General features: G+C 66.7%; 11 protein-coding genes. 5 read left to right on the forward strand and 6 right to left on the reverse strand.

The window, feature by feature from the left end:
• Complete coding sequence (locus tag AC5Y5O_RS28900) at nt 1-2,982, reverse strand: UPF0182 family protein (protein ID WP_096285433.1); 2,982 nt, start codon at nt 2,980-2,982, stop codon at nt 1-3.
• Nucleotides 2,983-3,040: 58 nt separating this feature from the next.
• The gene (locus AC5Y5O_RS28905) at nt 3,041-4,063 is read right to left on the reverse strand and encodes a YlbL family protein (protein WP_096285427.1); all 1,023 of its coding nucleotides are present in this window, start codon (nt 4,061-4,063) and stop codon (nt 3,041-3,043) included.
• A gap of 78 nt (nt 4,064-4,141) precedes the next feature.
• Between AC5Y5O_RS28905 and AC5Y5O_RS28910 the strand changes: the two genes are divergently transcribed.
• Entirely contained in the window at nt 4,142-5,527 is a 1,386-nt protein-coding gene (locus AC5Y5O_RS28910) for a zinc-dependent metalloprotease (protein ID WP_500028436.1), read from the forward strand.
• Nucleotides 5,528-5,539: 12 nt separating this feature from the next.
• On the opposite strand, the gene pstS is transcribed toward AC5Y5O_RS28910, so the two are convergent.
• Nucleotides 5,540-6,643 carry a phosphate ABC transporter substrate-binding protein PstS gene (gene pstS, locus AC5Y5O_RS28915; RefSeq protein WP_500028439.1) on the reverse strand — a complete coding sequence of 368 codons (1,104 nt, stop codon included), beginning with the start codon at nt 6,641-6,643 and terminating at the stop codon, nt 5,540-5,542.
• A gap of 252 nt (nt 6,644-6,895) precedes the next feature.
• On the opposite strand from pstS, the gene AC5Y5O_RS28920 reads away from it, so the two are divergent.
• From AC5Y5O_RS28920 to AC5Y5O_RS28935, 4 genes are all read left to right on the forward strand, one after another.
• Nucleotides 6,896-7,648, forward strand: coding sequence for a C39 family peptidase (locus AC5Y5O_RS28920; RefSeq protein WP_500028441.1), 753 nt, complete (start codon nt 6,896-6,898; stop codon nt 7,646-7,648).
• Nucleotides 7,649-7,822: 174 nt separating this feature from the next.
• Nucleotides 7,823-8,038, forward strand: coding sequence for a hypothetical protein (locus AC5Y5O_RS28925; protein ID WP_133160823.1), 216 nt, complete (start codon nt 7,823-7,825; stop codon nt 8,036-8,038).
• Between the two features lie 86 nt (nt 8,039-8,124).
• Nucleotides 8,125-8,976: a cyclodehydratase gene (locus AC5Y5O_RS28930; RefSeq protein ID WP_096285415.1), complete on the forward strand. Its 852-nt coding sequence runs from the start codon at nt 8,125-8,127 to the stop codon at nt 8,974-8,976.
• 104 nt (nt 8,977-9,080) lie between these two features.
• On the forward strand, nt 9,081-10,424 hold the full coding sequence (locus tag AC5Y5O_RS28935; RefSeq protein WP_096285414.1) for a macrolide-binding ATPase MABP-1: 1,344 nt from the start codon (nt 9,081-9,083) through the stop codon (nt 10,422-10,424).
• On the opposite strand, the gene AC5Y5O_RS28940 is transcribed toward AC5Y5O_RS28935, so the two are convergent.
• From AC5Y5O_RS28940 to AC5Y5O_RS28950, 3 genes are all read right to left on the reverse strand, one after another.
• Entirely contained in the window at nt 10,421-10,690 is a 270-nt protein-coding gene (locus AC5Y5O_RS28940) for a WhiB family transcriptional regulator (protein WP_096285413.1), read from the reverse strand. The genes AC5Y5O_RS28935 and AC5Y5O_RS28940 overlap by 4 nt on opposite strands.
• 141 nt (nt 10,691-10,831) lie before the next feature.
• On the reverse strand, nt 10,832-10,981 hold the full coding sequence (locus AC5Y5O_RS28945) for a hypothetical protein (protein ID WP_165796287.1): 150 nt from the start codon (nt 10,979-10,981) through the stop codon (nt 10,832-10,834).
• A gap of 131 nt (nt 10,982-11,112) precedes the next feature.
• Complete coding sequence (locus AC5Y5O_RS28950; RefSeq protein WP_500028448.1) at nt 11,113-13,224, reverse strand: ATP-dependent DNA helicase UvrD2; 2,112 nt, start codon at nt 13,222-13,224, stop codon at nt 11,113-11,115.
• Between the last annotated feature and the right edge of the window lie 116 nt (nt 13,225-13,340).

Raw genomic sequence — 13,340 nt, forward strand, 5'->3', positions numbered from 1 at the left:
CTACTTCGTGTTGTTGTACTTGGTGATCGCGTCGTCGAGCCGCTGCAGCGCGGCTCCGTATCCGGCGAAATCACCCTTCTTCTGCGCGTCGCGCGCGGCGTTGATCGCGGTCTGAATCTCCTGCAGGACAGCGGCTTTCGCGGGCGACAGCGTCGTCACCCCATCCGGCGCCGGCGGCACCGCCGTGGGCGGGTTGTTCGGGCCGGGCGCCTGGGCCGGGGTCGGTGGACTCGCGGGCGGAGTCGCCGGGGCACCCGCATCGGTGGGAACGATCCCCGTCGCGGCCGCACCCGCGCCTGGCCCGAACAACCCGGTGAGCGCGTCACCGACGGTGGGCCCGTAGCCGATCTTGTCGTTGTACATCATCGCAACCCGGATCAACCGCGGGTACGACGAGGCAGCGTCGCTGGCTCCCGGAGAGGCGTAGACGGGTTCGACGTACAGCAGTCCACCCTGCGCGACCGGCAGAGTCAGCAGGTTGCCCCACCGTATTCGGTTCTGGTTGTCTCGCCCGATCACTCCCAGGTCTTGAGACACGGCCGGGTCGGTGGTGATTGCGTTGTTGGCCAGCTTCGGACCGTTGACCTGACCGGGGATGGTCAGCACCGTGATCTTGCCGTACGTCGCGGGATCGGAGCTGGCGCTGATGTAAGCGGCCAGGTAGTCGCGCTTGAATCTGTTCATCGCGCTCGTCAACTGATATGACGACGAATTGTCGTTCTTCGCAATGTTTTTCGCGACGATGTAATACGGCGGCTGATAGCTGCTGGCCGTCGGATTCGGATCCAGCGGCACGTCCCAGAAATCCGAGGTGGAGAAGAACGTCACGGGGTCGTTGACGTGATACTTCGCCAGCAGCATCCGCTGCACTTTGAACAGGTCCTCGGGATAACGCAGATGCTCGGCCAGTTCGGGGCTGATGTCGCTCTTGGGTTTGACCGTGCCCGGGAACACCTGCATCCAGGCCTTGAGCACCGGATCCTGCTCGTCCTGCTGGTAGAGCGTCACGGTCCCGTCGTAGGCGTCGACCGTGGCCTTCACCGAGTTACGGATGTAGGAGACCTGCTTGTCGGGCCCGAGCTTGTTGAACGCGACCTCGGTGGAGTCGGCCGTCGCGGACTCCAACGACGTCAGTTCGGAGTACGGGTAGTTGTCCAACGTGGTGTAGCCGTCGATGATCCACACCAGACGCTTGTTGACGATCGCCGGGTAGACCGCGCTGTCGGTGGTCAGCCACGGCGCCACCGCCTCCACCCGCGCGGCCGGATCACGGTTGAACAGGATCTTGCTGTTGGAACCGATCACGCTGGAAAACAAGAAGTTTCGCTCGGCGAACTTGGCGGCGAACACGCTTCGGGATAGCCAGTCACCGATCGGGACGCCCCCGAGTCCGGTGTAGGTGTAGTTCTTGGTTTCGGTGTTGGTCTCGTAGTCGTATTCGCGGTCGGCGCCGTTGCGGCCGACGATCGCGTAGTCGGCCGAGGTGTTGGAGATGACCGGCCCGAAGTAGATGCGGGGCTGGTCGAGCGGGGCCGGCCCGTCCGACACCACGCTGCCGTTGGCGCCGACGACGTTGGCGAGAAACTCTGGGTAGCCACCGTTTTGGGTGGGATCGTTGGCGATGCCGCGCACTGTGTTGGCCGGAGAGGCGATGAAACCGTTGCCGTGGGTGTAGACGGTGTGCCGGTTGATCCAGTCGCGCTGGTTGTCGATCAGCCTGTCCGGGTTGAGTTCTCGGGCCGCGACTACGTAATCACGCAACGCGCCGTTGCGGTCCAGGTAGCGGTCGATCGACAGCTGGTCGGGGAAGAAGTAGAAGTTCTTGCCCTGCTGGAACTGGGTGAACGCCGGGCTGATGATCGTCGGGTCAAGCAACCGGATATTCGAGGTCGTCGCCCGGTCGGCCGCCACCTGCTGGGCGGTGGCCTGGCTGTCGCCGCTGTAATTGCGATAGGTCACCTGGTCGGACGTCAGGCCGTACGCTTGCCGTGTCGCGGTGATGCTGCGGCCGATGTATTCGCTTTCTTTTTGCGCGGCATTGGGTCTCACGCTGATCTGCTCGACGACCAACGGCCAGCCGGCGCCCACGATCAACGACGACAGCAGCAGTAGGACCAAGCCGATCGCCGGGATCCGCAAGTCCTTCAGCACGATCGCGGAAAAGACTGCGGCCGCACAGATCAGCGCGATCGCCATCAGGATCAGCTTGGCCGGCAGCACCGCGTTGATGTCGGTATACCCGGCACCGGTGAACGGCTTGCCGCCGCGCGTGTGCGACAACAGCTCGTAACGATCCAGCCAGTAGGCAATGGCTTTAAGCAGGACCAGCGTGCCGATCAGACTGACCAGCTGCACCCGGGCCGAACGACTCAGTGCACCGGTGCGCCCGGAGAGCCGAATGCCGCCGAAGATGTAGTGCGCCAGCAGATTCGCCACGAAGGCCAGGAATACCGACACGAACAGGTAGCTGAGAACCAGCCGGTAGAACGGCAACTCGAACGCGTAGAAGCCGAGATCCTTGCCGAACTGCGGATCCCTGATCCCGAAGCTTTGGCCGTGCAAGAACAGCTGGATCCGCACCCAGTAGCTTTGCGCGACGATGCCGGCCAGCAGCCCGATTGCCGCGGGGATGCCGATGGCCACCAGCCGCAACCGGGACATGACGACGGTGCGATAGCGCGCCACCGGGTCGTTGTCGTTGCTCGGGACGAAGACCGGACGGGTGCGGTAGGCCAGCGCGAGCCCGGCGAACACGATCCCGCCGACCAGCAGGCCCGCGACCAGGAACACCACGATGCGGGTCATCAGCACGGTGGTGAACACCGAGCGATAGCCGAGCTCACCGAACCACAACCAGTCGACGTAGGCGTCGACGAGGCGCGGGCCGGCGAGCAGCAGCGCAATCACCCCGAGCGCGACCAAAATCAGAATCCGGCTGCGCCGAGTCAGCTTCGGCATCCTTGCGGTGGGCCGCATCCCCACTAGCTACGCTCCCTGATCAATGTGAGCTGGACGTCACAACTGTACGCAGAATTGCGGGCTAGCAACTGGGCGCCTGACCTCCTTGTTGGATCGCGTGCAGCGCATCCACGGCTTGCCCGAGCGTCTCGACCTTGATCAGCCGTAAACCGTGCGGATTGTCCGAGGTCGCCTCGTAGCAATTCTTTGCCGGCACCAGGAACACCGTGGCGCCCGCCTCCTGGGCGGCCACCATCTTGTGCGTGATGCCGCCGATCTGGCCGACTTTGCCGTCGGAGGTGATCGTGCCGGTCCCCGCGATGAACGTCGAACCGGCCAGGTCACCGGTGGTGAGCTTGTCGACGACGGCCAGGCTGAACATCAGACCGGCGGACGGTCCGCCCACATTGGCAAGGTTGAAATCCACCGAGAACGGTGCCCACGGCGCGTCGAGCACCGCGACACCCATGAAGCCGTAGTCGCGGTCCTTATTTGTACCGAGGGTGATTTGCGCGACGCCGGCCGGTTCATTCTTGCGGCGGTAGTCGATCGTCACCGTCTGGCCGGGCTTGGTGGTCTTCAGCAGTCCGGTGAACTGCTCGACATTGACCACCGGGGTGCCGTTGACCGCATCGATAGCGTCACCGGCCTTCAGCTTGCCCACCGACGGGCCGGGATCGGTGACCGTCGCGACGGTGACTGCGGGGGCGAATTTCAGATAGCCCAGGGCGGCATAGGCGGCGCTGTCCTCGGAATCTTTGAAGTCGGCGGTGTTGGCCTTGTCGACGTCTTCGCGGGACTTGCCGGGCGGATAGATCAGGTCGCGCGGTACCAACTGCTCCTGCCCAGAGAACCACAGCGTGAGCGCCTCGCCGAGGGTCAGCTCGTCGCGCTGGGACACCGTCGTCATATTGAGGTGACCGGTCGTCGGATGAGTCTGCGTACCTTCGATCGCGACCACCTGCTTGCCGTCGACCTCACCGAGCGTGTCGAAAGTCGGGCCGGGGCCCAGCGAGACGAACGGCACCGTCACTACCGCGAGCAACACGCCGAAGACCAAGATCGGCACCAGCGCGACCATCAAGGTCAGAATCCGCCTGTTCACGCCGCTTACCCTAACCGGACACCGGGGCGACTCGTTCAGCTACAAGCGTGACGCCGGATGGCAACTTCTGTTCCAGCGGTGAGTACCGTTGAGGTCATGGCTGACCTGCCTTTCGGCTTCTCCCACGGAGAAGACCCCGAGCGCGACAAGCACGGGAAGAAGAATCCCGAGTCCGGCTCGGGCCCGTCAGACCCGCTCGGCGCGTTCGGCATGGGCGGGGACTTCAACATGGGTGACCTGGGGCAAATCTTCACGCAGCTGGGTCAGATGTTCAGCAGCGCGGGCACCGGGCCGGCCGGCGGCGCCCCGTCGGGACCCGTCAACTACGACCTGGCCCGGCAAGTCGCGGCCAGCTCGATTGGATTCGTCGCACCGATCCCGGCCACGACGAACTCGGCGATCGTCGATGCGGTACACCTCGCCGACACCTGGCTCGACGGCGTCACCGCGCTGCCCGCCGGCACCACCAAGTCCGTCGGCTGGAGTCCGAGCGATTGGGTGGACAACACCCTGGAAACCTGGAAACGGCTGTGCGACCCGATGGCCCAACAGATTTCGACGGTGTGGGCGTCGTCGCTGCCCGAGGAGGCCAAGAGCATGGCCGGCCCGCTGATGGCGATGATGTCGCAAATGGGTGGGATGGCGTTCGGGTCGCAGCTGGGCCAGGCCCTGGGCCGGTTGTCCCGCGAGGTGCTGACGTCGACCGACATCGGCCTGCCGCTGGGGCCGAAGGGCGTGGCGGCGATCATGCCCGACGCCGTAGAAGCCTTCGCCGCCGGACTCGAGCAGCCCCGCAGCGAGATCATGACGTTCCTGGCCGCCCGGGAAGCGGCCCACCACCGGTTGTTCAGCCACGTTCCGTGGTTGTCCAGCCAGCTGCTGGGCGCCATCGAGGCCTACGCGATGGGCATGAAGATCGACATGAGCGGCATCGAGGAGTTGGCACGCGACTTCAACCCCGCCTCGCTTACGGATCCGGCCGCGATCGAAAACCTGCTCGGCCAAGGCGTTTTCGAGCCGAAGGCCACGCCGGCGCAGACCCAGGCGCTGGAACGGCTGGAGACCCTGCTCGCGCTGATCGAGGGCTGGGTGGAGGTCGTGGTGACCGCGGCCCTGGGCGACCGGATTCCGGGTGCGGCCGCGTTGAGCGAGACGCTGCGCCGACGCCGGGCCAGCGGCGGTCCGGCCGAGCAGACATTTGCCACGCTGGTCGGCCTGGAGTTGCGCCCGCGCAAGCTGCGGGAAGCCGCGGCGCTGTGGCAGCGGCTGACCGAAGCCGCCGGTATGGATGTCCGCGACGGAGTCTGGCAACATCCCGATCTGTTGCCGGGCGCCGAGGACCTCGACGAACCCGCCGGCTTCATCGATCGCGTGATCGGCGGCGACACCAGCGGAATCGATGAGGCCATCGCACGGCTGGAGCAAGACGACTCCGGCGCCGGCGGCGGGCCGGTCAGCGACTAGGCCGGCGTTTGCCTAGCTGGTGATCTTGGCGATCTGGGCGTCGGACAGCGCCCTGACCGCGTCCGGCAGCGGCCGAAGGTAAATATGAACGGCGTCAAGAAATTTGGGGCCGCTGCCGTCGGTCACCACCCAGTGCAGGAAGGCCTGCAACGTCTGCGCAACGGCAGGGTCCTTCTGCTTGCTGTAGACGATCGCGTATTCGTAGTTGACGATCGGGTACCCTTCCGCGGCGGGCCCGTTGACCAACGAGACCGCCTGATTGGCCGGCGTCTGCGAGGCGGATCCGGCGGCCTCGGCCTCGACGCTCTCGGCATCAGGAAGCACGTAATGGCCTGAGGCATTGGCCAACTCGGCCTCGGCGAGCCCCTTCTGTGCGGCCTCGGCCTGGTAGCGGGTGCCCAGGTAGGCGATGCATCCCGGATTCTGGGCGCAACTGGTTACCACGGCCGCCATTCCGTTGAGACCCGAACCGCCTGGCACAGCGGGGAAGTCGACGGAGGTGGCGAAGCCGGGCGACTTGCCCCACCCGTCAGGGTCCTGCTTGGACAGGTACTGGGTGAACAGGTAGGTGTCGTTACTCCCGGGGTCCGTGCGGTGCAACGGAATCACCGGGATGGCCGGCAGGACCACGCCGGGATTGAGGTCGGCGATCTGCGGGTCGTTCCAGGTCTTGACGGTGCCCTTGTACATGGCCGCGAGTACTTTGCCATCCAGCCGGACATGCGTGAGGAGGCCGGGCAGGTTGTAGTTGACGTGCAGCGAAGAAACGGCCAGCGCGATATTCAGCAGGCCCGGGTGTGCGGACAAGTCCCCCTCGGTCAGGTAGAGACCGGATGCACCGATGGTGACCGCGCCGTCCGCGGCCTGCGCGATCCCGTTGCCCGACACGTCGCCGGCGACGGTGATCGTGACGTTGGGGTATTTCGAGTGATACGACGCGGCCCACGCGTCCATCAGCGGGTAGAGGTTGTTGGAACCGGTCTCGGTCAGCGTCACGTTCGACGTCGCCGGCGCCGTCGCCAAGTGGGCGACCGGGCTCGTGGAGTGCGAACCGCAAGCCGCCCCGACCAGCATCACCGACGCCGCCAGTGACAGCCCACACAGACGAATTTTCATCGACCGACCTCACCTTTTGCTCCGGTTTGGCGCTGTGGGCCACGGCGGCGCTGCAAATGCCCGCGATCACTATTGCAGTTCCGCACTTGGACCGCAGGAGCAACTGAGTGGAGGGTTTCGGCCGACAGCCGAGCGGGGCGTCCACGCACCCGGAAACCGGCTTATCGTCATTGCATCCAATTGGGTCGCAGGTGTTTGCTGGAGGTGCTACTTTGTCGTTGATCGACTCTCCCGACTGGCCTTGGCGGCAGCATGTTTAGCACCCGTATGGCAGCCGCGCTGCGCACCGCGTTTGTTTGCGCTGGCATTGGCCTGTCCAACGTTTTGGTGGTATCGGCGTGCGGGGCGGCGCCGTCATCGACGGGTGCCGCGACGACCTCACCCGCGGCCGCGACCGGCAGCATGGCGGCGCCGGCGAAGCCGACCGTCAGCGGTGTGTACGGCGACCCCGAGGCGGCCGCCAAGTACTGGGTGCAGCAGTCGACGGAAGACACGTGCGGGCTGGCTTCGGTGGCCGACGTGGTCGGTGAGGTCACCGGCACTCCCGCGACCGAGCAAGAGATCATCAAGCTGGCGCAGAAGACGCCCTCGGTGATCCGCGACGGACCGATTTACCTGCCCACCGGCGACCCGGGCCATGAGACCGAGAAGGGTGGCATCGATGCGGCCGACACCGTCGTCCTGCTCGACCACTACGGCATCAAGTCACGGATGACCTGGGACAAATACCCCGACGAGGTAACTCTGTCCGCGCTCGAGCAGGACCTCGGCGCCCGCCGCAAGGTCATCGCCTGGGTCAACGGCGGAACCATCCTGGACAGCAACGACCAGCGCAAAACGGCCGATCACCTGCTCGTCGTCACCGGGGTGGACACCAACAACGACACCGTTCACCTCAACGACCCGTACGCCGACCACGGCGACACGAAGGTCAGCATCACGACATTCATGGCTGCGTGGAAGACCGGGCAACAGACGATGATCGTGACCGCGCCGCCCGGCTGAACGTCGCCCGCTCTGGGTGTATGCGCTGAACCCATAATTTGCGCGCTGTTCACGGCTTCGTTGACAAAGTCCACGGGCAGCGTGGGTAAGCGTGCGGAGGGCCGACCGCATCGGCTCAATCCACTCGGCCAGTACCGCGACACTGGCCACGGACGACAGATCGAGGTGCAGGAAATGCGCAAACGACCAATCATCGCTGTGGGATCGGCGCTGTTGGCCCTGGCGTTCGGTGCGGGAATCGCGCACGCTGATCCGGACCCGAACGACGACCCCGGCGAACAGCGCAACTGGCCCTGTGGATACACGTTCGGGCCGGTCAATACGCACGCACAATTCGGAGAGATCATGGCATGGCGTTATTCACACCCATGCCCGCCGCCGGGCGAGTAAGCAGACGAGGCGACCACCGCAGAGGTCCTGAAGGTCCTGTGGAGAGCTGATCGGGCGTGCGCGCCCGGCGTGGCACAGTCTGGTTCATGCCCGGCACCGCTACCTATGCGCTGGACCCGGCGATGCCCGTGTTGCTGCGCCCCGATGGTGCGGTGCAGGTGGGTTGGGATCCGCGGCGCGCGGTGCTGATCCGTCCCCCGCGCGGCCTGGCCGCCGCGGCAGTGGCGACGCTCTTGCACACGATGCGATCGCCCCTGCCGATCGCCGAGTTGCAGCGGCACGCCCTCGAGCACGGGCTGACGGACCCTGACCTGACACATCTCGTCACGCAGCTGGTGAACGCCGGGGTGGTGACCCGCAGCCGCCGGCAATCCGGCGGCCGGGCCGCGTCGATCCGGGTGCACGGCCGCGGGCCCCTGTCGGACCTGCTGATGGAGTCGCTGCGCTGCTCGGGGGCGCGGATTGCGCACAGCAGTCAACCCCACGCCGCGGTGTCGCGCGCCGCCGTGGATCTGGTGGTGCTGGCCGACTACCTGGTCGCCGACCCGCGCATGGTCCGCGATCTGCACAGCCAACGCGTCGCGCACCTGGCGGTACGGGTCCGCGACGGCACCGGGCTGGTCGGGCCGCTGGTCATTCCGGGCGTGACCAGCTGCCTGAGTTGCGCCGATCTGCACCGCAGCGACCGGGATGCCGCGTGGCCGGCGGTCGCGGCTCAGCTACGCGAGACCGTCGGTGTGGCCGATCGGCCCACCCTCCTGGCGACCGCCGCGCTGGCGCTGAGCCAGGTGCACCGCGTGATCGCGGCGGTGCGCGGCCGCGATGCCGGGCCCGATCCCGGTCCACCGCAAGCGTTGAACGCCACCCTGGAATTCGATCTGCACGCCGGCGCCATCGTCGCGCGGCAATGGACCAAGCATCCGTTGTGTTCGTGCTGATCGGGCCGTCGTCCGAGTGGCCGGGCACGTGCGGCCCGACGTGACCGCCGGTCGAGCTGACACCCCACTGTTGCCAAGATCAAGCCCGGGGCGGCCGCGTCGTCATGGATGATGGATATGTGTCTGAGATTAAACGGGGTCGGGCGGCGCGCAACGCGAAGCTGGCCAGTATTCCGGTCGGCTTTGCTGCGAGGTCCGCGCTGGGCTTAGGTAAGCGGCTGACCGGCAAGTCGAAAGACGAAGTCCAGGCCGAACTGCTGGAGAAGGCGGCCAACCAGCTTTTCCAGGTGCTGGGCGAACTCAAGGGCGGGGCGATGAAGGTCGGCCAGGCCCTGTCCGTTATGGAAGCCGCCATTCCCGAGGAGTTCGGTGAGCCCTACCGGGAGGCGCTGACCAAGTTGCAGAAAGACGCTCCGCCGTTGCCCGCCGAGAAGGTGCACCGGGTACTTGACGCGCAGTTGGGCACCAAGTGGCGGGACCGGTTCAATTCGTTCGACGACACCCCGGTGGCTTCGGCCAGCATCGGCCAGGTGCACAAGGCGCTGTGGTCCGACGGCCGCGAGGTGGCCGTCAAGATCCAGTACCCGGGCGCCGACGAGGCCCTGCGGGCCGACCTCAAGACGATGCAGCGGATGGTCGGGGTGGCCAAACAGCTTGCGCCCGGCGCCGACGTCCAAGGCGTGGTTGACGAGCTGATCGAACGCACCGAGATGGAACTCGACTACCGGCTGGAGGCCGACAACCAGCGCGCGTTCGCCAAGGCGTATCACGATCATCCGCACTTCGCGGTGCCGCGCGTGGTGGCCAGCGCACCCAAGGTCGTGGTCCAGGAGTGGATCCAGGGTGTGCCGATGGCCGAGATCATCCGCCACGGCACCGTCGAGCAGCGCGATCTGATCGGCACCCGGCTCCTCGAACTCACCTTCGACGCCCCGCGCCGGTTGCAGATGCTGCACGGCGACGCGCACCCGGGAAACTTCATGCTGTTGGCCGACGGCCGGATGGCCGTCATCGACTTCGGCGCCGTCGCGCCGATGCCCGGTGGCTTTCCAATCGAACTCGGGATGACCATCCGGTTGGCCCGCGACAAGAACTACGACCTGCTGTTGCCGACGATGGAAAAGGCCGGCTTCATCCAGAAAGGCCAGCAGGTGTCGGTGCGCGACATCGACGACATGCTGCGCCAGTACGTCGAACCGGTCGAGGTGGAGGTTTTCCACTACACCCGCAAGTGGCTGCAGAAGATGTCGGCCGTCGAGATCGACCGATCGGTGTCGCAGATCCGGACGGCCCGGCAGATGGATCTACCGCCCAAACTGGTGATCCCGATGCGGGTGATCATGTCGGTGGCCGCGATCCTGTGCCAGCTGGACGCTCACGTGCCGATCAAGGCACTGACCGAGGAACTGGTCCCCGGTTTCGCCGACCCCGACGTGGCGGCCGTCTAGGCAGCGACCGCGTCCTTGCGCGGGCGTCCGCGCGGACGTTTGTAGCTCACGACCGAGCCCCGATCGAATATCTCGCCGCCCCACACGCCCCACGGTTCGGCACGGTCCAGCGCCGCGGCCAGGCACTGTCGCCGGACCGGGCAGTCCGTGCAGAGCGTCTTGGCGCGCTCCAGGTCGGCCGGGGCGTCGGCAAACCATAGATCGGGATCGCCGGCGTGACATGGCAACGCCGGCGCGGGCTGTCTGGGGACTGTCTGTGCCGACATGTCCTGCTCACCTGCTTCCTGGTCGGGTGTCCTTCTTCGGTGATCCGGACCAGGTTGCGGGCTTTGAAAGATTTCAGCCCCGAAAACTATGGCCACGGATCCTTGTGACTTCGGGTCCGTGGCCATTTGAAAACCGGGTGGTTACGTACTTCCCCGATCCACGAACGCGTCAGTCGCGGCGGCGGCGCGATGCTTAGCACCGGCCGCCTTTACGGCGGCGTGGGCGGCATGGAGGGTCCACGCGGACAGCACCGCGCCGGCCACGCCTACCTCAAACGTGTCGTTGATCATCGTGGCCACCTCCTCTCGCCTGGGCGCATGCCGGCGTCGCGCCGGCAGCAGATTGCGTTTCCGAGAGTAGATGTTAGCCCACGGCGCTGACAACCGATTTTCTGACCTGCGCGTTTGGCGTCGGGAGACGATCAGGCGCGGCCGCGCACCAACTCCAGCACGTCGGCTCCGTACTGCTCGAGTTTGCGCGCGCCGATACCCGGGATCGCGATCAGCGCCGCTTCGTCGCCGGGCAACAGTTCGGCGATCGCGATCAGCGTGTTGTCGGTGAAGACGACATACGCGGGCACCTTCTGCTCCTTGGCGACGTCCAATCGCCACTGTCTGAGCCGCAGCAACAATGCCTCGTCGATGTCGGCCGAGCATGTCTCGCAGCGGCGCAGCATGACGGCCGCCGGGGTGGTCAGGTTGTTGTTGCAGATCCGGCATCGCGATGCGCCTTGCTTGCGCCGGGATTTGCCCGGCGCCGGGTCGACGCGCGCCTGCGGTGCAATGCCGTTGAGAAACCGCGACGGCTTGCGGGTCTGCCGGCCGCCCGGGCTGCGCGACAGCGCCCAGGACAGCGCCAAATGCACTCGGGCCCTGGTGATTCCGACATACAGCAGGCGACGCTCTTCCTCGACCGGTTCGCTCTCGGCGCCATGGGCCAACGCGTGCGAGATGGGCAGCGTGCCGTCGGCCAACCCGACCAGGAACACCGCATCCCATTCCAGCCCCTTGGCGGCGTGCAACGACGCGAGCGTCACGCCCTGCACCACCGGCGGATGGCGCGCGTCGGCCCGGACCCGCAGCTCGGTCACCAAGGCCGGCAGCTCCAGCTGCGGGCGCTGCGCCACCTCGTCGTCCACCAGCTCGGCCAGCGCGGACAGCGCCTCCCAGCGCTCCCGGGCGCGGGTGCCGTCGGGTTCGGCGGCGGTCAGCCCCAGCGGCTCCAGCACCGCGCGGACCACGTCGGGCAGTGGCTTGTCCAGGGGCCCCTCGGCGCGGCGCTCGGCTGCCCGGCGCAGGGCCACCATCGCCTGCCTGATCTCCTGGCGGTTGAAGAAGCCCTCGCCGCCGCGAACCTGGTAGGCGATGCCCGCCTCGGTCAACGCTTCCTCGTAGATCTCCGACTGTGCATTGACGCGATAGAGCACCGCGATTTCCGATGGCGCGGTGCCGGATTCGATCAGCCCGCCTATCGCCTTCGCGACCGCGGCCGCCTCGACGGTTTCGTCGGGATGCTCGCTGAACGTCGGGGCCGGGCCCGGCGGCCGCTGACCCGACAGCTGCAGCTTGCTGCCGGCCACCCGACCGCGGGCCGCCGCGATCACCTGGTTGGCCAGCGAGACCACCTGCGGGGTGGAACGGTAATCACGCTCCAGGCGCACCACCGTGGCGTCCGGGAACTGCCGCGAGAAGTCGAGCAGGAAACGGGGCGAGGCGCCGGTGAACGAGTAGATGGTCTGATTGGCGTCGCCGACGACCGTGAGGTCGTCTCGATCGCCCAGCCACGCCGACAGCACCCGCTGTTGCAGCGGGGTGACGTCCTGATACTCATCGACCACGAAACAGCGGTAACGATCGCGGAACTCCTCGGCGACCGCGGCGTCGTTCTCGATCGCGGCCGCGGTGTGCAGCAACAGGTCGTCGAAGTCGAGCATCGTCACCGATTCGTCGCGGACCTTGAGCGCCTCATAGGCGGTGTAGACGTCGGCGACCTTCTTGGCGTCCAGCGGGATGTCGCGGCCGGCGGCGGCGACCTCGCTCGGATACGCCTCGGGGCTGATCAGCGAGGCCTTGGCCCATTCGATCTCGCCGGCCAGGTCGCGCACGTCGTCGGTGCTGACATTGAGCCGTAGCCGGCTGGCCGCGCGGGCCACGACGGCGAACTTGGTGTCCAGCAGCTGCCAGCCGGTGTCGCCGACCACCCGCGGCCAGAAGTAGCGCAGCTGGCGGTGTGCGGCCGAGTGGAAAGTCAGGGCCTGCACGGCGCCGACGCCCGATCCGGTCTGGGTATTGGCGTCCAGCGTCCGCAATCGCGAGCGCATCTCGCCCGCCGCGCGCTGGGTGAAGGTGACCGCAAGCACCTGCCCGGCGGCGACATGGCCGCTCGCGACGAGCTGGGCGATGCGATGCGTGATGGTGCGGGTCTTGCCTGTTCCGGCACCCGCGAGCACACAAACCGGTCCGCGCGGCGCCAGCACGGCCTCCCGCTGTTCGTCGTCCAGCCCGGCGGTCAGTGGATCGGCGACCATGGGCATGCCGTCCATCTTGGCAGCGGTTGCCGACAAACCGGGTGTTTCGCCACGCCGTAGGCCCGGGCGCCCGCTACACGCAACGCATCGTCGGCGGGCCCAGCCAAACTGCCCACCTCCTC

The sequence above is a fragment of the Mycobacterium sp. NGS40 genome (assembly GCF_059812735.1).

Excerpts from the sequence above, each read along its gene's own strand:
- AC5Y5O_RS28945 (WP_165796287.1), bottom strand. The coding sequence starts at position 10,981 with ATGATCAACGACACGTTTGAGGTAGGCGTGGCCGGCGCGGTGCTGTCC.
- AC5Y5O_RS28920 (WP_500028441.1), top strand. The coding sequence starts at position 6,896 with ATGTTTAGCACCCGTATGGCAGCCGCGCTGCGCACCGCGTTTGTTTGC.
- AC5Y5O_RS28940 (WP_096285413.1), bottom strand. The coding sequence starts at position 10,690 with ATGTCGGCACAGACAGTCCCCAGACAGCCCGCGCCGGCGTTGCCATGT.
- AC5Y5O_RS28935 (WP_096285414.1), top strand. The coding sequence starts at position 9,081 with ATGGATGATGGATATGTGTCTGAGATTAAACGGGGTCGGGCGGCGCGC.
- AC5Y5O_RS28950 (WP_500028448.1), bottom strand. The coding sequence starts at position 13,224 with ATGCCCATGGTCGCCGATCCACTGACCGCCGGGCTGGACGACGAACAG.
- AC5Y5O_RS28925 (WP_133160823.1), top strand. The coding sequence starts at position 7,823 with ATGCGCAAACGACCAATCATCGCTGTGGGATCGGCGCTGTTGGCCCTG.
- pstS (WP_500028439.1), bottom strand. The coding sequence starts at position 6,643 with ATGAAAATTCGTCTGTGTGGGCTGTCACTGGCGGCGTCGGTGATGCTG.
- AC5Y5O_RS28930 (WP_096285415.1), top strand. The coding sequence starts at position 8,125 with ATGCCCGGCACCGCTACCTATGCGCTGGACCCGGCGATGCCCGTGTTG.